This window comes from Litoreibacter halocynthiae, assembly GCF_004365635.1.
In the GTDB taxonomy this organism is placed as follows: Bacteria; Pseudomonadota; Alphaproteobacteria; order Rhodobacterales; family Rhodobacteraceae; genus Litoreibacter; species Litoreibacter halocynthiae.
Genome location: NZ_SOBH01000001.1, coordinates 960,610 through 985,924, shown reverse-complemented (window position 1 = coordinate 985,924; position 25,315 = coordinate 960,610). Strand labels below are relative to the sequence as shown.

The window sequence follows — 25,315 nt, the reverse complement described above, 5'->3', positions numbered from 1 at the left end:
TCCATCCGTAAACACGGACGAAGCTAAGGTGGCAACCGGGCCAGAATATGGCAAGAAACTGGAGATTTGATGCATCCTTTAAGGTGTGGCTGGCAGGGTTTACCCCACCGACCCTTCCAGCGAGATCGCGACCAACTGCTGCGCTTCCATGGCGAACTCCATCGGCAATGCTTGCAACACTTCTTTGGCAAAGCCATTCACGATCAGCGCGACGGCGGCCTCCTCATCCATCCCGCGTTGACGGCAGTAGAAGACCTGATCGTCATCGACCTTGGAGGTGGTTGCCTCATGCTCTACCCGCGAAGAGTTGTTCTTCACCTCGATATAGGGGACCGTGTGCGCGCCGCATTTGTCGCCGATCAGCAAGCTGTCGCACTGCGTATAGTTGCGCGAATCCTTGGCCTTCGGGTGCATCGAAACCAGCCCACGATACGTGTTCTGCGCCTTGCCCGCAGAAATCCCCTTGGACACGATGCGCGACTTGGTGCGCTTGCCCAGATGGATCATTTTGGTGCCGGTGTCGGCCTGCTGCATGTTGTTGGCGATGGCGATGGAATAGAACTCGCCCTGTGAATCGTCGCCGCGCAGGATGCAGCTTGGGTATTTCCACGTCACGGCAGAACCAGTTTCGACCTGCGTCCACATCACCTTGGAGCGATCGCCGCGGCAATCGGCACGTTTGGTGACAAAGTTGTAAATGCCGCCTTTGCCCTCTTCATCGCCCGGATACCAGTTCTGGACGGTGGAATATTTGATCTCAGCGTCTTCCAGCAGCACCAGTTCCACCACAGCCGCGTGCAACTGGTTAGTGTCGCGCATGGGCGCCGTGCAACCTTCGAGGTAGGAGACGTAGGACTCCTTGTCCGCAATGATCAGGGTACGCTCGAATTGGCCGGTGTTTTCCGCGTTGATACGGAAATAGGTAGACAATTCCATCGGACAACGCACGCCCGGTGGGATGTAGACGAACGACCCGTCAGAGAAGACCGCAGAGTTGAGCGTCGCGTAGAAGTTGTCCGACTGCGGGACGACCGAGCCGAGGTATTTCTTCACCAGTTCGGGATGCTCTTTAATTGCTTCCGAGATGGAGCAGAAAATAACGCCCTTCGACTTCAGTTCCGCTTGGAATGTCGTTCCGACAGACACGGAATCAAACACGGCGTCCACAGCTACCTTGCGCGGGGCATCAGTCAGTTCTTCCGCGCCCTCGACACCCGCAAGGATCATCTGCTCTTTCAGCGGGATGCCTAGCTTCTTGTATGTTTCCAGCAACTTGGGGTCGACATCATCCAGGGACTTCGGTTTCTCAGCCATGGATTTTGGCGAGGCGTAGTAATACTGGTCCTGAAAGTCGATCTTGGGATAATGAACCATCGCCCACGTTGGCTCGGTCATCTTGACCCAACGGGCATAGGCCTCAAGACGCCATTCCAGCATCCATTCCGGCTCGCCGTTTTTCTCGGAAATCAGACGCACGATGTCTTCGCTCAGGCCTTTCGGCGCGTAGTCCATCTCGATCTCGGTTTCCCAGCCGTATTTGTACTTACCGCCCACTTCGCGGACCGCATCTACGGTGTCCTGATCTACGCCCTCTTTGACGTTGTCTACGACTTCCTCAAGCGACATGTCTGTCTCCTTGCTTATCACGCCGCCTTGGCGTGAAATTTTCGTTCTGCCTTCAGCCACGCATCCGCGAAGCGAAGAATTTGTTCTTCCGTCGTCTCGGGTCCAAGCGAAACGCGCAACGTGCTTGTTGCAACCGTCTCGTCGTATCCCATGGCCGCCACCGCTTGGCTGGCTTTGACCTTGCCGCTGGAGCAAGCTGATCCGGCAGATACTGCGTAACCAGCGAGATCCATAGCCATCACCTGCGTCTCACCCTTCCAGCCCGGCGTCGCGAAGCAGGAGGTGTTTGGCAGCCTTTCCGACTCATTCCCGACAAAAATAGTATTCTTTGCGGAAGCCTCAATGGCCTTTTCTAGAATATTTCTAAGTTTCGCAACCCGATCCCAGACTCCATCGGCCAAATCACGCACTGATTTTTCAGCCGCAGCGCCAAATCCTGCGATGCCGATGACGTTTTCCGTGCCGGAACGACGCCCCATTTCCTGCCCGCCGCCCTTGATCTGACTTTGAACATCAAGCCCCTGACGCAGGACCAGAGCCCCTATCCCCTTCGGGCCGCCCAGCTTGTGGGCGGAAATAAGCGCCATTTGCGCGCCGGACCAAGAGAAGGCGACGGGTATTTTGCCGAAGGCTTGGGTCATGTCCGAAAGCGCCAAGCCTTCGGGCAGATCTTGCAATACCCCCGTCTCAGAATTGGCAAGTTGCAGCGCGCTGTTGGCCGGTTCAGACAGGGCAACTTTACCTTTCGCATCAACGGGCAAGTCGCAGGACGTCCACGCGCCAACTGCATCATGTTCAACAGCCGCGCTTTGCAATTTGCGCCCTGCGCAAGCAAGGGCCGCGGCTTCGGTCGCGGACGATGTGAACACGATATCCGCACCGGACGCACCAAAGGCGTCTGAAACTTGAGCGCGTGCGCGCTCGACGATAGCCTTTGCAGCACGCCCCTCCGCGTGAACGGAAGACGGGTTGCCCGCCACGTCCATCGCCGCGATCATCGCGTCGCGGGCCGCCTGCACAAGCGGCATCGTCGCGTTATAATCAAGGTAGACGCGCGACATGCTCAGACCTCATCCACCACAGTGAACAGGGTTGGAACAGCTGGGCACGGGGTCAAATCATTCTCGATGACATCCGACAAACGGGTCTGGTGCAGGAACACGTAGACATGCGCCGACAGACTTTCCCACAAGCGGTTGGTCATGCTTTGCGCCTTTGAACCGGACGAGGCACCGGAGGCCCCCGCACCCGTGTGCAAGGCACTCACCGTCTCGTCCACCGCCTCCAGAACTTCGGACACGCGGATGGCGTTGGGAGATTTGGCCAGACGGTACCCGCCCCCCGGCCCACGTACGGATTCAACCAAGCCAGCACGACGAAGCTTCACAAAAAGTTGCTCCAGATACGGCAGCGAGACATCTTGACGCTTGGAAATTTCACCTAACGAGACGAGCCCGCCATCCGTGCTTTGGGCAAGGTCGGCAAGGGCGACCATCGCGTAGCGGCCTTTAGTGCTGAGTTTCATCGCGTAATCCCTCGAAAATAGGCGAATTTCGTTGACGATAGCAGGCTCAGACCTTAACTCAGTTTGACCTGTCCAGCGACTTCGCTCGGGCAACTTAGAATAATTCTAGATTACCTGAGCAATCTCGTCAACTATATGGGGCAGCTCTTAATCTGACGCAAGGAAAGACGCCTATGCCCGAAGTGATTTTCCCCGGACCGGAAGGCCGTCTTGAAGGCCGCTACCACCCCCACAAAGGCAAGCGCGACGCCCCAATTGCGATCATCCTGCACCCGCACCCGCAATTCGGCGGCACGATGAACAATCGCGTGGTCTACAACCTGCATTACACGTTCCATAACATGGGCTTCAACGTGCTGCGGTTTAACTTCCGTGGCGTTGGCCGCAGCCAAGGTGAATACGACCAAGGCATCGGGGAGTTGTCCGACGCGGCCTCTGCGCTCGACTACCTTCAGTCGATGAACCAGAACGCGAAGCATTGCTGGGTTGCTGGCTTCAGTTTCGGCGCGTGGATCGGCATGCAGCTTTTGATGCGCCGTCCGGAGATCACGGGTTTCATCTCGGTCTCGCCGCCCGCTAACATGTACGACTTTTCCTTCCTCGCCCCCTGCCCGGCATCCGGCCTGATGATCAACGGCCTTGGCGACCGCGTGGCACCGCCGCAGGACACGGTCAATCTGGTGAACAAGCTACACGAGCAGAAGGGCATCACGATCACGCACCAAGAGGTTGAAGGCGCTGGCCACTTCTTCGAGAATGATCACATGGACACACTCACCGGTTCGGTCGAGGAATACGTCCAACGTCGTCTTACGGAAAACACACGCTAATGGGCATCACCGAAGACATCGCCGACAACCTTGCCAAGAAAGCCATCGCTGTCGAAAACGAATTGGATGACGAAAGCGTCATTCCGCATGTCGCGACCCTGATCGGTGCATCTTCGCAAACCACCCAAGAAGCTTTTCTGACCGCAGTTCGCGTCCGCAAAGCCGAAGCGCGGGCTGTGAAGTTCCTGAAGGACAAGCTGGCTGGCAAGCAAGGCGAGAAGCTTCCGACCAGTGGTGATAAGGGCTAGGGCGCGAAGCCTACTGGGATGCTGATCTTGTGAGTGACAAATTATCCCGGCAATTCGCCTTTCTGAACGAAGCGGACAAACTTAAATCCGTTTTACGTGGAACCACGCTTTGCGACAGCTCGCGACGCGAGAACTCGGGCGAGCATAGCTGGCACATTGCTCTATATGCGATGGTTCTGGCCGAACATGCGGAACGTCCGGTGAATATAGACCGCGTGATAAAGATGCTTCTGCTCCATGATCTGGTGGAAATCGATGCTGGCGACAATCCTATTCACGGCGATCATGATCCTGTTGAGATGGCACGCGTGGAACAGACCGCCGCCGACCGGATATTCGGGTTGCTCCCTCCTCTACAGGCTTCGGAGTTTCGCACCATTTGGGAAGAGTTCGAAGCAGCAGAAACAGACGACGCGGTCTTTGCCAAATCCATTGACCGCGTTCAGCCCGTTGTTGCCAACCTTGAAACCGGTGGCGGCACCTGGCCTGAATACAATGTCACGCCGGAGCAGCTTGATCATCGCGTCGGGGTGAAGGTGCGTCGTGGTGCGCCTGCCCTTTGGGAACACTTGAAAGCACGCATTGACGCATGGTTCGACGCACATTAGCGCAATAATCCGCTCGACCTGCGTCATTTCCGTATACAATGGCATACCGTCTTCCCAAGCCATGCAAGGTGCGCTATGAGACGCGCAGTAGATTCCCCATTTGCCGGAGGCGCACATGTCTAAAATTAAGGTAGAAAACCCCGTCGTCGAACTCGACGGCGATGAAATGACCCGCATCATCTGGGACTTCATCAAGAAAAAGCTGATCCTGCCCTATCTGGACGTCGACCTGAAATACTACGACCTTGGCATTCAGGCCCGCGACGACACCAATGACCAAATCACTGTTGATGCCGCCGAAGCGATCAAGAAATACGGCGTTGGCGTCAAGTGTGCGACAATCACCCCTGATGAAGCCCGCGTCGAAGAATTTGGCCTCAAAGAGATGTGGCGCTCGCCCAACGGCACGATCCGTAACATCCTTGGCGGCGTAATCTTCCGCCAGCCGATCATCTGTTCCAACGTCCCGCGTCTGGTGCCTGGCTGGACCAAACCCATCGTTGTTGGCCGTCACGCATTTGGTGATCAATACCGTGCGACCGACTTCAAATTTCCGACCGGCGGCAAGCTATCGCTGAAATTCGTCGGCGACGACGGTGAAGTGATCGAGCGCGAAGTCTTTGACGCACCGGATTCTGGTGTGGTCATGGCGATGTATAACCTCGACAAGTCGATCATCGACTTTGCCCGTGCATCGATGAACTACGGCCTATCGCTGGGCTGGCCTGTCTACCTGTCCACCAAGAACACGATCCTCAAGCAATATGACGGTCGCTTCCTTGAGCTGTTCCAGCACATCTACGAAACAGAGTTCGAAGATAAGTTCAAAGCTGCGGGCATCACCTACGAGCACCGCCTGATCGACGACATGGTCGCTTGCGCCATGAAGTGGAATGGTGGCTATGTCTGGGCCTGTAAGAACTATGACGGTGATGTTCAGTCCGACACCGTTGCACAAGGCTTCGGCTCGCTTGGCCTGATGACATCCGTGCTGATGACGCCAGATGGTGACACCGTGGAGGCCGAAGCGGCGCACGGCACAGTGACCCGCCACTATCGCCAGCACCAGAAGGGCGAAGCCACCTCGACCAACTCCATTGCGTCGATCTATGCGTGGACAGGTGGCTTGAAGCACCGCGCCAAACTGGACAACAACACGCAACTGCAAAACTTTGCAGAAACGCTGGAGAAGGTTGTCGTGGACACCGTAGAGAGCGGCTTCATGACCAAAGACCTCGCCCTGCTTGTGGGTCCTGATCAGAAATGGCTGACCACTGAAGGCTTCCTCGAGAAGATCGACGAGAACCTCAACAAGGCCATGTAAGCTATTATAATATTTCGGAAAAGGGCTGGCGGAAACGCTGGCCCTTTTGCACATTCGGGTGGTGGTATTCCCTAAAAATCCGCACTAGCCTATCGGAATTGGCCCTTAGCGCGGAGAATTCCAAATGCCCAGCACTACATTTTTCTGATCGTTGCCGTGCTTGCCGAAACGGTCGGAACATCCTCGGTGCAAGCCTCGCAACAGTTCACCCGATTTTGGCCGTCCGTGCTGGCTTTGGGAAGTTTTGCCATCGCGTTTTACTTCCTGTCCCTCACGCTCAAGGTTTTGCCGGTGGGCATCATGTATGCAATGTGGTCGGGACTTGGAATCATTTTCATCGCCATCATAGGCTGGCTCTATTTTGGCCAGAAGCTGGACCTTGCTGCCGTATTCGGCATGTCTTTGATCCTTGCTGGCATCCTCGTCATTAACCTCTTTTCAACCACGGCAACCCATTGAGCATCGCAATTCTTCTTCTTGCAGGTGGTGCATCCTCACGGATGGGATCACGTGACAAGCTGATGGAAGACGTCGGAGGAATTCCACTCATCCGGCAACGCGCAATGACCTGCATTGCGTCATCGGCTGATCAAGTGCGGGCTGTCTTGCCCCCGGATAAGCCACTCAGAGCCGAGGCCCTTGAAGGACTGGACATCGACATCGTCTACAACGAGGGCGCGGCGCTTGGACTATCGCATTCTTTGCGCAGCGGATTAGTCGGGATTGCTACAGAGGCAGTGCTGATCGTTCTGGCGGATTTGCCGGACATTACGACGGCGGACCTCGACAAGGTTATCAAGGCAGCCAAGGCCCACCCGCTCGCTACCATCCTGCGCGGGGCTGATGGCAACGGCAAAGCCGGCCATCCAGTGTTGATCCGGAAGGCGTTGTTCGAAGATCTCAAGCAATTGGAAGGCGACACAGGTGCGCAGCCTGTCCTTCGACAGCACAAATCCGACACCGTTCTTGTACCAATCGGAACCGCCGCGTTGCGCGATTTGGATACCCCGGAAGACTGGAAAACTTGGCGTGCCGAACAAAAGACATAGCTGGCCAAGCGATAGAATGTCAGCGCGTCAAAGCAGCTTTGCCTCATGTGCTTTCAACACCAAACGCGCAGAACCGTAAGCCGATTGCCCGACGGTGTCGCTTAGATCAGGGAACAGCTCGAAGATTTCGCTTCGTTGCGCCTGCCCTACCCCTTTTAGCGAATAGTCACCGGGTTGGAAGCTTTCGCTCCACGCTCCGTTGGACAGGATCACCTCGTGATTGTCGAATAGGATATGCCAGTAGGTCACGCCCGTGGATGCTTCTACGACATCCACCCCATCACGCTGGCACAGGTGCTTGGCCGAGGACAGCACTTCACGTTCCTCGAACAGGACGTCCACTTGCTCGTTCATCAAAAGAACGCGGTGGTTCGGGGAGAGCAGAAGATCGCGCTCCGGCATACCATGCCCAAGCGATCCAGCCTGCACCAGAACCGGCCGCAGATGCGCATAATTCTGAAGCGCCTTCGCGCCAACAGATTTTTTCCCGATCCAGCGGATTTGCTGCAAACCATTGTCACGGGTGATGACACGGTCGCCTTCGCACAAGGCTTCGACCGGCACCTCACCTTTGGGCGTGGCAATTAATGTGCCGGTTGTGAAGCAGGGGATGATCTGTTCGATCTCCGAGAAATGCAATCGGCCCGACACATTGCCGTTGGCGTCTAGAAATTCCACGGTGCCTGACTGGCTGTCGCCGTCGGCATCGGTTGTCAGGTTCACAAAACGTAAAGGACCGCTTCCGGTCAGGTCCAGCGTGTCGAAATCGTCGCCATCAGTCCCGCCGTCGATCCGGTCGCCGGAGCCATCCGCCCCGCTTGAAACCACAAATGTATCGCGGTCGTCGCCTCCACTTAGCTGGTCTTGCCCTGCACCACCTTCGATCAGGTCATTACCTGTGCCGCCTTCGACGCGGTCGTTGCCCTCGCCGCCTGAGATAGTGTCATCGCCTTCTTGGCCGAAAATCACGTCGTCGCCATTACCACCATCAATGGTGTCATCACCTGGTTCGGTCGGGACGATAACCACGTCTTCAATCAGGTTGCCATTCATCGTGTAGCCGGTCTGCCCACCGCGTGCGGTCAAGGTGAACTCGATAAATTGCTGTCCTTCGATTTGGGTCGAGAACCACGCATTCTGATCTGACGGATTTGTATCCCGCCCGCCGGAGGCCGAGATAGTGTTCACGCCATCCTGGACAACAAGATTGGAGTTCTGGGAGGTCCCGAAGCCGCTGACAAATTGCTTGGAGATGGTAACGTTCTCGGTGCCATTGCTGGCGCGATCCAGATCACCAAATGTCCCGACCGTGTTCAGTGTCACCGGCTCGTTAGTGTTCTGGTTAAAGAACTCCATCCGGATTTCGACGGTCTCGCCACGCATCGAGGCGTTAAACACACCGTTCAGCAAAATTTCAAATCCTTCACCACCGGTTAGGTCAACCGTGAGGTTCGGGTTGGACTTCGACAGTAGGGTCAGCTTGACCTTGACCGGTGTACCATCCTCCAACGTGGTCGCGTTCAGATACTCGACGCTGGTGCCGTCAACGCTTTCATTTTGGGCATTGGCAAACTGGAGCTGCAACGGATCCGCGTCCTGCGCACCATTGCCCGCGCCGCTGGGCCCATAGTCGCCATAAACGGTATCATCGCCGTCGCCAGCATTGATCGTATCATCCAAACCGTTTCCGGTAATCGTGTCGTCTTGATTTGTTCCGTTCAGAACGTCGTTGTTTTCTGTGCCATTGATAATAGCCAAAACGTATCCCCCAAGGATAAGCAGACATGGCGCAACAGGAAAACGAGGCACCTTTTCGTCTAAAGTAGCTCGAATTCATCTTTAGTCACTAGGTCAAAGCTATCGAGAGTTTCCCCGTCAAAGCTTTGTGAGCTGACTTGAATTCGCTAAAACAAACGAGCAGAGGCCCCAATCTGGGATTGGGGCCTCACTTTATCACTCTTTACCTTTAGGACAGCGCTCCCAGACGCTGCCCCAGATTCACTCTTTACTTAAACAGCAGTTTTGCTTCGTGCTTTTTCAGCGTCAGGCGGGCGGAGGCATAGGCCTCACGACCAGCCTCACCCTGCAGCTCTGGGAACAATTCGAAGATTTCGTTCCGCTGCGAGTTGCCGATGCCTTTCAGGCTGTAGTCACCCGGCTGGAAGCTCTCTGTCCACGCGCCGTTCGACAAGACAACCTCGTGGTTGTCGAACATGAAGTGGATGTAGGTGGTTCCCATCGACGCGATGGTCTGAACACCTTCCGACGGGTTGACCAAGTGCTTAGCCGAAACCAGAACCTCGTTCTCTTCGAAGTAGAGAGCAACACGGTCGCTGTTGACCAGCATCCGGTGGTTCGGGCTTACCAGCATATCACGCTCTGGCAGGCCGTTCCCGAGGGAGCCCTTCTGGATCAGGACAGGCTGCAGATGCGGGTTGTTTTGCAACTCGCGACCGTCCATGCGCTTGGCGCCAATCCAGCGGATTTCCTGAATGCCGTTGTCACGGGTGATAACCTTGTCGCCGACCATCAGGTCTTCGACGAGGATTTCACCACGAGGCGTCGCAATCGACGTGCCAGGTGTGAAGCAAGGAACGATGCTTTCGATCTCGGAGAACTGAAGCGTTCCGATGACGTTACCGCCAACACCGTCGAGGAACTCAACAGTACCAGAGGTGCTGTCACCGTCCGCATCTACAGTTTCGCCAACGATGCGCAGCGGGCCAGACCCCGTAAGATTCAGAACGTCAAAATCGTTGCCGCCTGTGCCACCGTCGATTACATCGCCAACGCCATCTTCACCACTTGTGACCAAGAAGGTATCAGCATCGTCGCCGCCGGACATCGTATCCGCGCCTTGACCACCTATGATAATGTCATCGCCGGTGCCACCTGTGATGGTGTCATCGTCCACACCGCCGTCGATGTAGTCGTCTCCAGCATCGCCATTCAGGATGTCATCGTCATCGGCACCATAAATGGTGTCGTTGCCGTCGCCGCCATTGACTACGTCCATGCCGTTGTTCGGCACCAAATCACCATCAACATCAGCAATGTCGAGGTTATCCGGCAGACCAAGATCGGGATCAATCCCAGCGTAAACGATATCGTCTCCGGCACCTGCGTTGATCACATCGGAGCCTTCGCCCCCCACGATCCGGTCGTCGCCATCACCACCATCGATCGTGTCGTTGTCAACACCACCATCAATCGAGTCGTTGCCATCACCACCAAAGATGGTGTCAGCGTCATCACCCGTAGAGATAGTATCATCGCCCGCTCCGCCATCGACAAAGTCGATGTCGTCGTTCGGGTTGGTATCGGCTGGGAACAATCCCGGGTAGCCAAGGTCAGGCCGCGGAACACCTGACCCGCCTGTATTGATGACATCATCGCCATCGCCACCCAGCACCGAGTCATTTCCGTCGCCACCGTCAATCACGTCGTTACCGTCATTGCCCTCGATGGTGTCATCACCCGTCCCACCGATGATTGTATCATCGTTATTGGCCCCGATCAGCGTATCATCGCCTGCGCCACCATCCAAAAGGTCGGTGCCCGGTCCGCCAAGCAGAAGATCGTCACCATCTTCACCAAAGAGTTGATCTGCGCCTTGGCCCGCATCCAGCGTGTCGTCGCCGTCACCGCCATAAATAACGTCGTCGCCTTCGCCACCAGACAGGTAATCGTCGCCGGCTTCACCGTAGAGGGTGTCGTCACCCGCCTCACCGTAAACGTCGTCGTCACCTTCTCCAGCCAGCACAGTGTCGTCGCCGTCACCCGCCAACACGATGTCGTCCTGAGGGCCTTCGCCTGGCAGGAATTCGTCGTTGTTATCGATCATGTCGCCTTCAGGGTCATCCATGTAGTTGACGTCGATCAGATCGTCGCCTGCCGTGCCTTCAACGATACCGTCGTTCACCTTTACAATGACAGTCGCCGTGTCGAAACCGCCATTGCCATCGGTGATTGTGTACGTGATCGTCGCCACACCGCCAAAGTCGGCCTCTGGCGTGTAGGACAGAGTGCCATCAGCGTTGATGGTCACGTCGCCAACATCCACAGATGCCTCGGTCACGGTCAGGTCGTCGTTCTCAGGGTCGGTGTCATTTTGCAGAACCGGTATCACAACAGGCGTCAGGTTGTTGGTAGACGCTTCGTCATCCACTGCATCGGGGCCGTCATTGACGCCCGACACCGTGAAGGTGATCGTCGCCGTGTCGGTGCCGCCGTTTCCGTCGGAAACGGTGTAGGTCACGGTATCTTCACCCGCGAAATCGTCATTAGGCGTGTAGGTGATGGTGCCATCGGCATTCAAAACCGCTTCACCGTTATCGGGCTGCGTGATCTCTGTGATGGTCAGCGTATCGCCATCGACATCAGTGTCATTTTCCAACGGCGAGACGGTGATCGCGGTGTCTTCATCCGTGGTGTAGGCATCATCTTCTGCCACCGGATCATCGTTCACCGGGGTTACTGTGACATTGACCGTCGCCGTATCCTCGCCGCCGTTACCGTCGGTGATGATGTAAGTGATCGTGGTGTCGCCGTTGAAGTTCTCGGCTGGCGTGAAGGTGATCGTGCCGTCGGCATTGATCACAACGTCGCCGTCCGGAGATGTCGCTTCGATCACCGTCAGATCGTCGTTCTCTGGGTCGGTATCGTTACCGAGCACAGCGATGTCGACGGGAGTATCCTCGTCGGTGGTCGCAACATCGTCAACTGCATCCGGGCCATCATTGACCGAGCCGACCGTGACCGTAACGGTCGCCGTGTCGGTACCGCCATTGCCGTCAGAGACGGTGTAGGTGATGGTCGTCTCACCGTTGAAGTTGTCCTCTGGCGTGAAAGTCAGCGTGCCGTCAGCGTTGATCACAACGTCACCGTCCGGTGAGGTCGCTTCGGTCACTGTCAGGTCATCGCCATCCACATCGGTGTCGTTGCCGAGCACGTTGATGTCGACAGGTGTGTCCTCGTCGGTCGAGGCCACATCATCATTCGCCACCGGATCATCATTTACCGGAGCAACCTCGATGGTGTGAACCGCGATGTCTGTACCACCGTTGCCGTCGGAAATCTCATACGTGATCGTCGCCGTCCCGTTGAAGTTCGGCGCCGGAGTGAAGGTCACCGTGCCGTCGCCATTGTCGACCAGCGTGCCTTGATCCGCAGGGACCGTGGCGTTGATGACTGTCAGCTCGTCGCCGTCGGCGTCGGAGTCGTTGGCCAGCAAATCAACAGTGACCGGAGTGTCCTCGTCGGTCACGTCGCTGTCGTCTTCAGCCACAGGACCGTCATTGATCGCACCGACCGAGACAACTGCCTGACCTTCGTCTTCACCTCCCTGGCCGTCGACAACCGTGTAGGTGATTGTCGCTGGGCCGTTGAAGTTCGGCGCAGGTGTGAAGGTCACGGTGCCGTCGCCATTGTCGACAACTGTGCCTTGGTCCGCAGGGACCGAGACCGAGCCGACGCTCAAAGGATCACCGTCAACGTCTGTGTCGTTGGCGATTAGATCGATGGTGATCGCCTCGTCTTCGTCCGTGGTTTCGATATCATCAACCGCAATCGGGTCGTCGTTCACAGGTGTCACTGTCACCGTGACTTCGCCGATATCTGCGCCACCATTGCCGTCGGTGATACCGTAGGTGATGGTCGCTTCGCCGTTGAAGTTTTCAGCAGGTGTGAACACCAATTGACCGTCCACAACCTCAACCGTGCCTTGATCCGCGGGAACGCTGGCTGTTGTGATGCTTAGTGCGTCACCTTCAGTGTCAAAGTCGTTGTCCAACACGTCGATCGTGACCGGTGTGTCTTCGTCCGTTGTCGCCGTGTCATCGACAGCCTGAGGGCCGTCGTTTACGCCGATAACCTCTACGTTAACCACTGCTTCGCCGCTGTCTTCACCGCCTTGGCCGTCCTGCACCGTGTAGGTGATCTGCGCGGGACCCGTGTAGTCCGGGGCCGGAGTGAAGGTCACCGTGCCGTCGCCATTGTCAACAACTGTGCCTTGCTCGGGCGGAACCGAAACGGTGCCGATATTCAATGGATCGCCGTCGACATCTGTGTCGTTACCGATCAGGTCGATGACGACGGATTCGTCCTCGAAGGTCTCTGCAATATCGTCAACCGCCACTGGCGCATCGTTCACCGGGGTCACGTGAACCACGTGGATCGCTGTGTCCGTGCCGCCATTGCCGTCGGTGATCGAGTAGCTGATGGTCGCCGTGCCGTTGAAGTTCTCGGCAGGTGTGAACACCACCTGATTGCCCACGATCTCGACCGTGCCCTGCTCTACAGGAACGGTTGCGCCGGTCACTGTCAGATCGTCGTTCTCCGGGTCCGTGTCGTTGGCCAGAACATCGACCGTGATCGGTGTGTCCTCATCCGTGGTGCTCTCGTCGTTTACCGCATCCGGGCCATCATTAACCGAGCCGACCGTGACCGTAACGGTCGCCGTGTCGGTGCCGCCATTACCGTCAGAGACGGTGTAGGTGATGGTCGTCTCACCGTTGAAGTTGTCCTCTGGCGTGAAGGTCAGCGTGCCGTCAGCGTTGATCACAACGTCACCGTCCGGCGAGGTCGCCTCGGTCACTGTCAGATCATCGCCATCCACATCGGTGTCGTTGCCGAGAACGTTAATGTCGACAGGTGTGTCCTCGTCGGTCGAGGCCACATCATCATTCGCCACCGGATCATCGTTTACCGGAGTGACAGTGACGTTGACCGTCGCTGTGTCGGTGTTTCCGGCCTCATCTTCAATCGTGTAGGTGATAGTTGTGTCACCATTGAAGTTTTCAGCAGGTGCGAAGGTAATTGAACCATCAGCATTGATTGTCACTTTACCGTCTGGCGAGGTGGCATCAATGACAGTCAGGTCATCATTCTCCGGATCTGTGTCGTTGCCCAGCACGTTGATAGTAACGCTGTCATCTTCGTCGACCGTGGCCGAGTCATCGTTGGCATCGGGACCCTGATTGACCAGATCGCCGATGATTTGCTCGATCTCGGTGAATTGCAGGGATCCAGTGACATCGCCGTTGCTGTCGAGGAATTCGACCGTCCCCGAAGTGCTGTCGCCATCAGCATCAACGGTTTCGTTGACGATGCGGAACGGGCCTTCGCCGGTCAGGTCCAGAATATCGTAGTCGTCACCGGTTGTGCCACCGTCGACCGTATCGCCATCGTTACCACCAAGAATGGTGTCGCGACCGGAACCACCAACGATTGTGTCAGCGCCTTCGCCACCAGTCAGGGTGTCGTCGCCAGCATCGCCATAAAGACGGTCGTCGCCCACGCCACCAAACAAGGTGTCGTTGTCGTTCATGCCTTCCAGCACGTCATTACCAGCGCCACCCGTCAGGACGTCGTCGCCGTCATTGCCGCACAGAATGTCATCGTCGTCGCCGCCGTCGATGGTATCGTTACCATCACCGCCGATCAGGAAGTCTTCGCCAGCACCACCTTCTATGGTGTCGTCGCCACCTTGGCCGAAGATGTCGTCATCTCCAGTGCCGCCGGACAGAGCGTCATCGCCCTCCCCGCCTTCGATGTGGTCGTTGCCACCTTCACCAAAGATCATGTCATCGCCAGCGCCACCGTTTAGGGTGTCGTTGCCTGATTGGCCGTGGATCCAGTCGTTACCTTCGCCACCGTCAACAGTGTCGTCGCCAGACCCCATCCAGATTTCGTCATTGCCGGCACCACCGGTTGCAGTGTCGTTGCCCGCACCACCGATAATTATGTCGTTGCCATCGCCACCATCCAGCGTGTCATCGCCAGAACCACCTTCGAGACGGTCATTTCCGCCTTCGCCGTAGATGGTGTCATTGCCGTCACCACCGCGCAGCGTGTCGTTGCCGTCCGGTCCGTTGTCGACCACCGAGGTATCCGTGTCGAAGAACATGTCCGTGATGCGAACGCCCGAGTTGTTGCCCCCATCTTGGGTATGTTCGACAACGATCCGTGCAACCGGTCCGGCAATGCTCACCTGAAGGTTGTACAAATCAGAGTTCGTGTTCGCGTATCCACCGTTGCTGTTGGCGGTGTCTGCACCGTTCACACCATCCGAGTCGATGAGCGTCAGGTTGTTACCACCGGTGAGCTGGACGGGGATTTCGTTGCCATCAGCGTCGTAGGCCGTCACTTTGACCACGCCGTCACCGTCGATGTCGTTGATGTTGAAATCAACATCGGTAACTGCGGACGAGAACTCCCACTGGAATTCGCCCCGACCGTTTGAGCCGTTGGTGATAGAGGTCAAACCGCTGTCGGTGTCGACAACTTCGGAGCCGTCGTCGATGCCGTCCACATTCAGCTGCTCATCATTCAGATAGCTGTCATGATCGTTCTCGTCAGCCGTTCGTGTGAAAGTTACTTCAACATTTCCGGTGTCCTGAACGAATGTAGTATCCACTTCATTCTCGGATTGCAGGTCCCACTCGAAGCTCTCGCGCACAGTCGTGCCTGCGCCAGCGCCGCTATAGTTGCTATCGCCATAGATGATGTCATCGCCAGTCCCGCCATCGACGGTATCGTCGCCGGAGCCTGCATAGACTTCATCATTGCCTTCGCCCGATGAAATCGTGTCGTCGCCACCAAAAGCGTCCACGATATCGTCATTCGGGCCCTCGCCCGGCAGAATTTCGTCATTGGCGTCAATCATGTCGCCATCAGGGTCACCATCATAGGCCGCGTCGATAACATCATCGCCAGCAGTGCCTTCAACAATGCCATCCAATTCGCTCGTGACCTCTGGGGTTACGTAGCAAATGTTGTCGATCGCACCTGAGCCGCACAGCACTACCTCCATGCGCGCAACACCATCTGCATTGATGTTCACGGTCACTTGGCCGTTGTTTGATGTGCAAGGAATTTGAACCGTTTTGATCAGCTGCCCGGCTTCATTGTAAAGGCGAACGGTTCCGCCCTCCTCAACGTCGAGCGCGCGGAAGTTTACGACCTCGGAAGGTTCGTCAAATTCGAAAATGAATTTGCCACCACCTGCGTTGTCATCTGGATCATTGCTGTCGCCATCTTCCGACAAAATCAGGACATTGCCCAAATTGTTGGTGTGTAGATCGGAATCTCCACCCGTCGGGTTGTCAGAGTCGAACACCATAGGAGGTGTGGCAGGGTTGCCCGAACTGATGGTCACCCCATTGCTGTTGTATTGGCCATTAACAATGTCACCGGCTTGCAGGTCTTCAAACGTGAGCAGAACGTTGGGCATTCTAGTCTCCTATGACTTCGCGGATATCGGTCGATGCGCAACCGACCCCGTGAATTCGACAAACTTTTTAGCGCGCACGCGTGAAATCATCCCAACGGAAAAAACGGCGCCAAACGCCGTCAAAACACCCATCAGTACAATCGCTTCAGCCATGAATAATCCCCTTGGCATCGTGCATTTCGATCTCACCCGTGACTGAGTGAAGGCGCCAAAACAGCGGCCACACATCGACGCGGTGCCTAAACAAGGGGGGTAGTTTGGGCTTAAATGCCCAATGTCGGTGACGGATTACGTTCTGCGCCCGTTGTAAACCAACGCGCCACGCAAGCGATCACACGACGTCCCTCGCATCTGGCAGAGATGCGTCATCGTGCGGCCGCCCCCGTGGCCTATGTCTTCACCCCCCAGTTGGGCGTAGTTTGTGATACCGATTAGACAGTCGGGCAAAAAGCAGAATGTTTTGATTTGGACACAAAAAAGTCCTTTTTCAGGAATGAACCGTCGAGCCAAACAGATTGTTTCAAGGTGAATCTACGCGCTGAAACCGATGTTTTCTTATCAAATTGCGTCGCATTTAACGACGAATGATTGCGAAATTTTATAAAATATTTTCAATTGGTTACCTTCAATTCGCCTGATCAAAAAGAAACTCGGCGTTTGCAACTATTCCGAATCCGCAAAGGTAAGGATTTCCATACCTCTCGATCTACTTACGGTTTCTTTCCCTCACCTTTTCCCCCCATGAAACGGTGAGACAATCACGCCAGATTGCATCGCATTGTTTAGTAATAGTTCGATTTCCTCAATTTCTCGAATCAGATTCGTTGAAATTGCCGTAGCGGCACCCGAACCGATCTCCACCCGATCACTCCCAGGTAAGAAACAATAATATCTGGAGCAGCAAACTGTTTCCAAAATCCGTGCCAAGCCTGATTCCCTCCATATAGTTGGCAAAATTTGCACATCATTTGGTTGATCGACTAAATTTCAGCGAATTTCTGCCAGCCTGTGGATAAGTCAACGGCCAGTGCAGTTGCACATTCTTTGGGTAAAATTGGTACCCGAGGTCGGACTCGAACCGACACGCCTCTCGGCAACAGATTTTGAATCTGTCGTGTCTACCATTCCACCACTCGGGCCCCTTGTCTCGTTCGGCAGCGCGGTAGTCACCACCAGAGGTGCGTGCGGTGTAGCCAAAGCGATCAGGCGCGTCAATTCGTGGAACGCATTATCATGTCGTTTTTGATACTTCTATTCTGCGACCTACCTATAACGGTAGAAACAGGAGACACGACCATGCGCACCCTACTCAGCTTCGCCGCTGCCCTAATGTTGCAAACAGGCGCAGTACTGGCGTTTACATTCCCGAACATTGATGGCGGTGAGATCGACCTTGATGACTGGACAGGTCGCCCGGTGCTGGTCGCGAATACGGCATCCCTGTGTGCGTTCACCAAGCAATATGACGATCTTCAAGCACTCTATGACACCTACAAAGCGAAGGGGCTGATCGTCCTTGCGGTCCCCTCGGACGATTTCAAGCAGGAACTCGCAAGCTCTGAAGAGGTGAAAGAATTCTGTGCAGTTAATTTTGCGCTGGATCTGCCAATGACCCACGTCACACATGTCCGCGGCGCGCAGGCGCACCCGTTTTACAAGGACGTTAAAGCCCAGACCGGTTTCACTCCACGCTGGAACTTCAACAAAGTACTTCTGGACGGATCAGGCAAAGTCGTCGCGACATTCGGCTCTGGCGCTAATCCGATGGGGCGCAGCATTCGCAGCCAGATTGACGCTTTGCTCTCCGGCTCCTAGAACATCACCCCGACCAGCCACAATGTGAGGCCGGGGAACGCTACCAGCACGACGACCCGCACCAAATCCGACGCAACGAACGGCAAAACGCCGCGATAAGTCTGCGAAATCGGAATGTCCCTGCCCACTTGATTGATGATGAACAGGTTCATCCCCACCGGAGGCGTGATCAACCCCACCTCAACAACGATCAGCGCAAGTATCCCGAACCAGATCGCCGTTTGCTCTGCCCCCATTCCGAAGTCCAGCGACTCGATGATCGGGAAGAAAATCGGGATGGTCAGCAAAATCATCGACAGGCTGTCCATGACACAGCCGAAGATCAGGTAACATAGCAGCATCGCAATCAGCACCGTCATAGGCGCGAAGCCCTGCACTGAGACCCACTCGGCCATCGCTTGCGGGGCTTGAGTGAAGGCAAGAAACGAGTTGAACACCTGTGCGCCGAAGATGATCAGGAAGATCATCGCCGAGGATTGTGCCGTCTCCAGAATGGAGGCTTTGAAACCATCCCAATCCAGGCCGCGTGTGGCGATGCCATATAGACCGGTCGCGACCGCGCCGACAGCGGCCCCTTCCGTTGGTGTGAACAGGGCCTGAACCCCAGGCTTGAACCAATTCCAGTCCGCCGCAATTCCCCCCATGACGAGCACAAAGATCAGCACAACGGGCCATACCTTGATCAGTGTACGAAACCGCGCCTTGATCGGTTTACGCTCTGCCACAGGGCCAGAGCCGGGTTTCACCCGCACATAGATGGCAACAGTTAGCATATAGCCGAGGGCCGCAAGAATACCCGGGATCAGCGCGCCGATGAACATTTTCACAATGTTCTGCTCTGTCAGGATGGCGTAGATCACCAGAATTATCGACGGTGGGATCAGAATGCCTAGCGTGCCTCCGGCGGCCAATACGCCTGTGCTTAACGCATCAGAATAACCTCGCTTGCGCATTTCAGGCAGCGCGACATGGCCCATCGTGCTCGCCGTGGCCAAGGACGAACCGCAGACGGCCCCGAACCCCGCACAGGCCCCGACAGCCGCCATGGCCACCCCGCCCTTCCGGTGTCCCAGCCAGTCGGAAGCTGCGTTAAACAAGGCAGAACTCATGCCCGACTTGGTGGCGAACTGTCCCATCAATAAAAACAGCGGCACGATGGTCAGCGAGTAGCTGGAAAACGTGTCGTAGGTTAAGGTTTTCATCTGGCTGAGCGTGGCGGAGGGTCGCCCCAACACCACCCACGTCCCAAGAAAGCCGGTCGCGAACATCGCAACACCGATGGGAATGCGCAGGAATATCCCCACAAGCATGAGGCCGAAGCCGGACAGGGCCAGTTCCAAGCCGCTCATTTCGCGGTTTCCCTACCGGTCAGAACCCAGTTCAATGCCCGCCACACGGTGTAAAGGCTGACGACAAAGAACAACGCGGCCCCGATTGTCGAGAGCCCGAAGGGGATCCAGACGGGCAGCTGCAATTCATAGGTTGTTTCGGGGTAGTAGGGTTTGGCTCCCATGCCGAATGCGGTGCGAAACGCCTCTGATCCATATGGGAATTTCTCCGCAAACCCCAAATAGAGCCGCCAGAGTATCAGTCCCGCGACCACAGCAACGGCCAGATCACCAATCAAGCCGAATACGGCCTTCGCCCGCGCGGGCATCCGGTCAACCAAGACGTCGACCGTAACGTGACCTCGGTTTAACTGGCACCACGGTAGAAATGCAAAAATTGCGATCGCGCAGGCGGTTTCGACCAACTCGAAATCCCCCCTGACGGGTCCTAACCCCGCAAACAGGAAAAACCGCCCGATAACGGAGACGACGGTCACCAAGGCTGCGCCGACAAGCACCAGCCCGCCGACAACCGCCAACAGACGGCATAAGGCCTCAAGCACGCGTCCCACGCGGGTTTCGAATTCTGCGGCTAGAGCCATGCGTTCCTCTTACACCTGCACAAGACTGCGTGCGGTATGCGCGGAGCTAAGGGGAATTTTCAACCCGAAGAGGTCACGATGCGACATAGGATTGTTGATTTGCGCGATGACGCCAATCCCTTGCGTTATAGACGGTCGGTGCTGAAGGTGTCGCAGCTTTGCACCGTCGCCTTCTCGTAGCCCGTGGTGAACCAGCGCTGGCGCTGCTCTGACGTGCCATGCGTGAAGCTGTGCGGGTTTGGTCTGCGGCCTGCGTTACGCTGCAACGTATCATCACCGATCTGCTTGGCTGCATTGATGGCCTCTTTCAGGTCACCTTTTTCAAGCGAGTTGAACCGCGCTTGAGCATAGCGCGCCCAAACGCCTGAAAGGCAATCGGCCTGCAGCTCGATACGCACCGAAATGGCGTTGCTCTCGGCCTGGCTCACTTGTTGGCGGATTTTGTTGGCTTGCCCCAGAATGCCCAGCTCGTTTTGAACATGGTGGGCAATCTCGTGGGCCACCACATAGGCGGCGGCAAAGTCACCCGATGCGCCCATGCGGCGCGACAAGGTCGTGAAGAATTCAGTGTCAAGATAGGCTTTCTTGTCTGCGGGGCAGTAGAACGGCCCCGATGCGCCGGATGCGCCACCACAGGGGCTTTGCGTCCCGCCTTTGAACAGAACCAGCGTTGCGGGCTTATACGGGCGCCCAACCTGATCATTAAAAATCTCGGCCCAGACTTCTTCAGTGTCGCCCAATACGACCGATACGAATTCACCCGCCTGTTTGTCGGCTTCGGTTATTTCTCCACCCTGAGACGCAACCTGTCCGCCACCTGAACTTTGCAGCAGTGGCGTGACATCGACGCCGAGGAAATATCCGATCACCAGCACCGCGATGATGCCGACACCACCAATGCCGCCGGCTTTGCCGCCACGCCCCATGCCGGATTGCATACGGCGGTCTTCAATGTTGCGGCTGCTCCGCCGACCTTTCCAACGCATTTTAGCGCTCCTCATTACTGGACTTGGCATCTTTCTAGGGCCATGGTGGAACGAAGGCAAACTACCCTTTGGCAGCGCGCATTTATAAGCGGGCGCTTTAGAGGCGAAGCAGGACTTGAAATGAAGCGACTATATCACTGGACTCTGTCCTTGGCGGATCATCCATACGCTATGTGGGCGCTTGTCGTCGTGGCCTTCGCGGAAAGCTCGTTCTTCCCTATCCCCCCTGATATCCTGATGATCCCGATGATTATCGCGCGCCCGAACAAAGCGTTCCTAATCGCGGGCATCGCAATGGCGGCTTCGGTCACCGGCGGGCTATTGGGATATGCGATCGGAGCGCTCGCCTTCGAGCAAGTCGGACGCCCAATTCTCGAAGCGCTCGGAAAAGGTGACACCGCGTTGGAATTCAACGCCCGCTTTAACGATATGGGGTTCTGGCCCGTCCTTATCGCGGGGCTGACCCCGTTTCCCTATAAGGTCATCACGATAATGTCAGGGTGGACCGGGATGCCTTTGGGCACGTTCCTTGTTACCTCCATCATCGCCCGTGGCGGTCGCTTCTTTCTCGTCGCCGGCCTGCTTTGGAAATTTGGCGACCCCATTCGCGACTTTATCGAGAGGAGGCTGGGGTTGGCCCTCACACTTTTTCTTGTCGTCCTGTTGGGCGGCTTTACTCTGGTAAAATTTATATGAGCATGACACGTGCACAGATTGTAACCACGGCCGCTGGTGGCTCGGTGCTGCTTTTAGGTGGGGCGTTTCTGTTTCAGATTGCCGGTTACCCACCTTGCGAGATGTGTCTGTGGCAACGCTGGCCTCATGCTTTCGCCTTCGTCATCGGCATTGCATTTTTGGTAATTCCAAATCGCTTGCTGGCCTTGCTGGCCTTGCTGGGGGCCTTGGCAGCCGCAACGACGGGCCTGATCGGGGTGTATCACGCAGGCGTCGAGCAGAAGTGGTGGAACGGCCCGTCCACCTGCACATCCGGCGACATTTCCAATTTGACGCCAGAGCAACTGCTGGAACAAATCATGGCAGCCCCCTTGGTGCGGTGTGACGAAATCCCGTGGGCTTTGGCTGGCATTTCGATGGCGGGCTGGAATGCAATCATTTCGTTGTTTTTGGCAGGGCTTTGGATCGTCGCGGCGCGTAGATCGGCCTGAACTTAACGTTCCCGAAACATGCACAAGGCTCATTCGGGCCACCCCCATTGCACCCTAAACCTAGGTTGGTCTATAGTGCCGACAACTAGATATAGACGCCTTGAGGCGCTTCCAACACGAGATCGGACGCAACGTGAACGACACGCCGGAAACCCCTGAAAACGAAGAAGAAAACACGCCGCAGCGGATGCATCACGACGGACCGCAGATTAACATCGCCGACGAGATGAAGACCTCGTTCCTCGAATACGCGATGAGTGTAATTATCTCGCGCGCGATTCCCGACCTGCGTGACGGCCTGAAGCCGGTCCACCGCCGCATCCTCTACGCCATGCACGAAACCGGCAATACGCATGACAAATCCTACAAAAAGTCGGCCCGCCCCGTGGGCGACGTCATGGGTAAATACCACCCGCACGGAGACAGCGCGATCTACGACGCGCTTGTGCGGATGGCACAAGATTTCTCCATGTCGCTGCCGCTTCTGGATGGTCAAGGCAACTTCGGGTCCATGGATGGCGATAACCCTGCAGCGATGCGTTACACCGAGGTGCGCATGGACAAGCCTGCGGGCTCTCTGCTCGCTGACATTGAAAAAGACACCGTCGATTTTCAAGACAACTACGACGGCAAGGACCGTGAGCCGACCGTTCTTCCGGCGCGTTTCCCCAACATGCTGGTTAACGGCGCGGGCGGTATTGCCGTTGGTATGGCGACCAACATTCCGCCGCACAACCTGGGCGAAGTGATTGATGCAACGCTGGCACTGATTGAAAGCCCCGATCTGGACGAGCATCAACTGATGGAATACGTCCCTGCCCCCGACTTCCCGACCGGTGGCATCATTCTTGGTCGCTCGGGCGCAATCAAGGCTTATACCGAGGGTCGCGGCTCCGTCATCGTGCGTTCCAAAACCCATGTGGAAGAAATCCGCAAAGACCGCTTTGCCATCATCATCACCGAGATCCCGTATCAGGTGAACAAAGCGACGATGATCGAGCGGATCGCCGAAACCGCCCGTGACAAGAAGATCGAAGGCATCAGCCACGTCCAAGACGAATCCGACCGCGTGGGCGTGCGTGTCGTGGTGGAACTGAAACGCGATGCGACTGCCGAGGTTGTGCTGAATCAGTTGTTCCGTTTTACGCCGATGCAAACCTCTTTCGCGTGCAACATGCTGGCACTGAACGGCGGCAAGCCCGAGCAACTGACTCTGCGCACGTTCCTGACCAATTTCGTAGCTTTCCGTGAAGAGGTCGTCGCCCGCCGCACCGCATTCGAGCTGCGCAAAGCCCGTGAACGCAGCCATATCCTGTGTGGTCTGGCCGTTGCCGTCACCAATATCGACGAGATCGTCGCGACCATCCGAACGTCTGCCGATGCCGCCGAGGCCCGCACGCGCCTGATGACCCGCGCGTGGCCAGCGGCTGACATCGCGCAGTATATTCGCCTGATCGACGACCCGACCCACACCGTCAACGACGACGGCACCTACCATCTGTCGGAAACCCAAGCCCGCGCCATTCTGGAGCTGCGTTTGCAACGCCTGACGCAGATCGGCGTCAAGGAAGTCACGGACGAGCTGGAAGAACTGGCCAAGAAGATCACCGAATACCTCGCCATCCTGCGCTCTCGCGAGCGGATCATGGAGATCATCAGCGACGAGCTGAAAGAGGTCAAAGAGCAATTCGCCGTTCCACGCCGCACCGAGATCGTAGATTGGTCCGGTGACATGGAAGACGAAGACCTGATTGAGAAAGAGGACATGGTCGTCACGATCACCCAATCGGGCTGGATCAAGCGCACCCCACTGGCCGAATTCCGTGCGCAGCGCCGCGGCGGTAAGGGCCTGTCCGGCATGGCCACCAAAGATGACGACGTGGTCACGCAATTGTTCGTGGCCAATACACACACGCAATTGCTGTTCTTCACCACGGACGGCATGGCCTACAAACTCAAGACATGGCGCCTGCCGCAAGGTGGCCGCACCGCCAAGGGCAAGGCCATCGTCAACATTCTGCCGATCCCGACCGGTGTGTCCATCGCGGCCATCATGCCAGTGGACCGCGATGAGGCGGACTGGGGCGATTTGCAGATCGTGTTTGCAACGACCGCAGGTGACATCCGCCGCAACGCGCTGTCGGACTTCACCAACGTCATGCGCAACGGTAAAATCGCGATGAAGCTGCCCGAGGGCGTGGAACTGGTAAACGCCCGCATCTGCGACGAAAACGACGACATCATGCTGATCACTAATGCAGGCCGTGCGATCCGCTTCTCGTCGACGGATGTGCGGGTCTTCTCGTCGCGCAACTCGACAGGTGTACGCGGCATCCGGCTGAAAGATGGCCAGAAAGTTGTTTCCATGTCGGTCATCCGTCACTTCGAGGCAGACCCGTCCGAGCGCACTGCATATCTAAAAATGCGCCGTGCAATCATGGGCTTGTCTGATGATGCTGAAGTGGAGGATGAAGAAGCGCCAGCAGGCGACATCACGCCAGAACGCTACGCCGAAATGTCCGCTTACGAGGATCTTATCTTGACCATCACCAAAGGCGGCGCAGGTAAGCTAAGCTCGTCTCACGACTACCCTGTACGTGGTCGCGGCGGTATGGGCGTTACAGCCATGGACAAGGCGATGCGCGGCGGTGAGATCATTGCCTCCTTCCCCGTCGAGATGGGTGACCAGATCATGCTGGCCACCTCTAAAGGCCAGTCGATCCGCTGTCCTGTTGACGGTATTTCGTTCCGCTCCCGCTCTGCGGGTGGTGTGAAGGTCTTCGATACTGGCAAGGGCGAAGAGGTCGTCTCCGTCGCCTACATCGCTGATCAGGGTGACGAAGACAGCGACGCGGATGAGGCCCCAGAGGCCACAACCGACGAGAGCTAAGCGCATCTCAACAAATTTGCAGTTGGCCGCCCTTAATGCAGGGCGGCCATTTTGCTTTGTACTCCTGCACGCCCTGCGCTAGATCA

Annotated in this window: 19 protein-coding genes and 1 tRNA gene; 10 read left to right on the top strand and 10 right to left on the bottom strand. The window is 56.5% G+C overall.

The window, feature by feature from the left end; all coding sequences use genetic code 11:
* Positions 1–99: 99 nt before the first annotated feature.
* The 3 genes from sufB to iscR are packed head-to-tail and all read right to left on the bottom strand — an operon-like array spanning position 100 to position 3,151.
* The gene (sufB, locus tag BDE40_RS04825) at positions 100–1,626 is read right to left on the bottom strand and encodes a Fe-S cluster assembly protein SufB (protein ID WP_134013318.1); all 1,527 of its coding nucleotides are present in this window, start codon (positions 1,624–1,626) and stop codon (positions 100–102) included.
* A gap of 17 nt (positions 1,627–1,643) precedes the next feature.
* Positions 1,644–2,687, bottom strand: a complete 1,044-nt coding sequence (locus tag BDE40_RS04820) for a cysteine desulfurase family protein (protein WP_134013317.1) — start codon at positions 2,685–2,687, stop codon at positions 1,644–1,646.
* Positions 2,688–2,689: 2 nt separating this feature from the next.
* Positions 2,690–3,151 (bottom strand): Fe-S cluster assembly transcriptional regulator IscR, encoded by a 462-nt coding sequence (gene iscR, locus BDE40_RS04815; RefSeq protein WP_134013316.1) that lies wholly within the window; start codon positions 3,149–3,151, stop codon positions 2,690–2,692.
* A gap of 173 nt (positions 3,152–3,324) precedes the next feature.
* On the opposite strand from iscR, the gene BDE40_RS04810 reads away from it, so the two are divergent.
* The 6 genes from BDE40_RS04810 (at position 3,325) to BDE40_RS04785 (ending at position 7,210) form a co-directional block, all read left to right on the top strand.
* Positions 3,325–3,981, top strand: coding sequence for an alpha/beta hydrolase (locus BDE40_RS04810; protein WP_073141297.1), 657 nt, complete (start codon positions 3,325–3,327; stop codon positions 3,979–3,981).
* Positions 3,981–4,229 (top strand): hypothetical protein, encoded by a 249-nt coding sequence (locus tag BDE40_RS04805; protein WP_073141293.1) that lies wholly within the window; start codon positions 3,981–3,983, stop codon positions 4,227–4,229. The genes BDE40_RS04810 and BDE40_RS04805 overlap by 1 nt, the downstream gene beginning before the upstream one ends.
* A gap of 29 nt (positions 4,230–4,258) precedes the next feature.
* The gene (locus tag BDE40_RS04800) at positions 4,259–4,837 is read left to right on the top strand and encodes an HD domain-containing protein (RefSeq protein ID WP_134013315.1); all 579 of its coding nucleotides are present in this window, start codon (positions 4,259–4,261) and stop codon (positions 4,835–4,837) included.
* Between the two features lie 115 nt (positions 4,838–4,952).
* Positions 4,953–6,161 carry an NADP-dependent isocitrate dehydrogenase gene (locus BDE40_RS04795; protein ID WP_134013314.1) on the top strand — a complete coding sequence of 403 codons (1,209 nt, stop codon included), beginning with the start codon at positions 4,953–4,955 and terminating at the stop codon, positions 6,159–6,161.
* A gap of 117 nt (positions 6,162–6,278) precedes the next feature.
* The gene (locus tag BDE40_RS04790; protein ID WP_134013313.1) at positions 6,279–6,620 is read left to right on the top strand and encodes a DMT family transporter; all 342 of its coding nucleotides are present in this window, start codon (positions 6,279–6,281) and stop codon (positions 6,618–6,620) included.
* The gene (locus BDE40_RS04785) at positions 6,617–7,210 is read left to right on the top strand and encodes a nucleotidyltransferase family protein (RefSeq protein WP_134013312.1); all 594 of its coding nucleotides are present in this window, start codon (positions 6,617–6,619) and stop codon (positions 7,208–7,210) included. The genes BDE40_RS04790 and BDE40_RS04785 overlap by 4 nt, the downstream gene beginning before the upstream one ends.
* A gap of 27 nt (positions 7,211–7,237) precedes the next feature.
* Here BDE40_RS04785 and BDE40_RS04780 read toward each other — a convergent pair whose 3' ends face one another.
* From BDE40_RS04780 to BDE40_RS04770, 4 genes are all read right to left on the bottom strand, one after another.
* Positions 7,238–8,968 (bottom strand): Hint domain-containing protein, encoded by a 1,731-nt coding sequence (locus BDE40_RS04780; protein ID WP_134013310.1) that lies wholly within the window; start codon positions 8,966–8,968, stop codon positions 7,238–7,240.
* A 247-nt stretch (positions 8,969–9,215) separates the two neighbouring features.
* Positions 9,216–16,442 carry a cadherin-like domain-containing protein gene (locus BDE40_RS04775; RefSeq protein WP_134013308.1) on the bottom strand — a complete coding sequence of 2,409 codons (7,227 nt, stop codon included), beginning with the start codon at positions 16,440–16,442 and terminating at the stop codon, positions 9,216–9,218.
* Positions 16,443–16,451: 9 nt separating this feature from the next.
* Positions 16,452–16,595 carry a hypothetical protein gene (locus BDE40_RS18170; RefSeq protein WP_162848029.1) on the bottom strand — a complete coding sequence of 48 codons (144 nt, stop codon included), beginning with the start codon at positions 16,593–16,595 and terminating at the stop codon, positions 16,452–16,454.
* Positions 16,596–17,497: 902 nt separating this feature from the next.
* Positions 17,498–17,581, bottom strand: a tRNA-Leu gene (locus BDE40_RS04770).
* A 157-nt stretch (positions 17,582–17,738) separates the two neighbouring features.
* On the opposite strand from BDE40_RS04770, the gene BDE40_RS04765 reads away from it, so the two are divergent.
* The gene (locus BDE40_RS04765; RefSeq protein WP_134013306.1) at positions 17,739–18,257 is read left to right on the top strand and encodes a glutathione peroxidase; all 519 of its coding nucleotides are present in this window, start codon (positions 17,739–17,741) and stop codon (positions 18,255–18,257) included.
* On the opposite strand, the gene BDE40_RS04760 is transcribed toward BDE40_RS04765, so the two are convergent.
* The 3 genes from BDE40_RS04760 to ypfJ form a co-directional block, all read right to left on the bottom strand.
* Positions 18,254–19,606 carry a TRAP transporter large permease gene (locus BDE40_RS04760; protein WP_134013304.1) on the bottom strand — a complete coding sequence of 451 codons (1,353 nt, stop codon included), beginning with the start codon at positions 19,604–19,606 and terminating at the stop codon, positions 18,254–18,256. The two genes, BDE40_RS04765 and BDE40_RS04760, sit on opposite strands and share 4 nt — an antisense overlap.
* A complete protein-coding gene (locus tag BDE40_RS04755; RefSeq protein WP_134013302.1) occupies positions 19,603–20,187 on the bottom strand; it encodes a TRAP transporter small permease in 585 nt (194 codons plus the stop codon). Before BDE40_RS04755 ends, BDE40_RS04760 begins: the two co-directional genes overlap by 4 nt.
* A gap of 125 nt (positions 20,188–20,312) precedes the next feature.
* Positions 20,313–21,173 (bottom strand): KPN_02809 family neutral zinc metallopeptidase, encoded by an 861-nt coding sequence (gene ypfJ, locus BDE40_RS04750; RefSeq protein ID WP_134013300.1) that lies wholly within the window; start codon positions 21,171–21,173, stop codon positions 20,313–20,315.
* Positions 21,174–21,293: 120 nt separating this feature from the next.
* On the opposite strand from ypfJ, the gene BDE40_RS04745 reads away from it, so the two are divergent.
* The 3 genes from BDE40_RS04745 (at position 21,294) to gyrA (ending at position 25,229) form a co-directional block, all read left to right on the top strand.
* Positions 21,294–21,869 carry a YqaA family protein gene (locus tag BDE40_RS04745; RefSeq protein ID WP_134013298.1) on the top strand — a complete coding sequence of 192 codons (576 nt, stop codon included), beginning with the start codon at positions 21,294–21,296 and terminating at the stop codon, positions 21,867–21,869.
* A 2-nt stretch (positions 21,870–21,871) separates the two neighbouring features.
* A complete protein-coding gene (locus tag BDE40_RS04740) occupies positions 21,872–22,339 on the top strand; it encodes a disulfide bond formation protein B (RefSeq protein ID WP_246030358.1) in 468 nt (155 codons plus the stop codon).
* Positions 22,340–22,472: 133 nt separating this feature from the next.
* On the top strand, positions 22,473–25,229 hold the full coding sequence (gene gyrA / locus BDE40_RS04735) for a DNA gyrase subunit A (protein ID WP_211342410.1): 2,757 nt from the start codon (positions 22,473–22,475) through the stop codon (positions 25,227–25,229).
* The last annotated feature ends 86 nt before the right edge of the window (positions 25,230–25,315 follow it).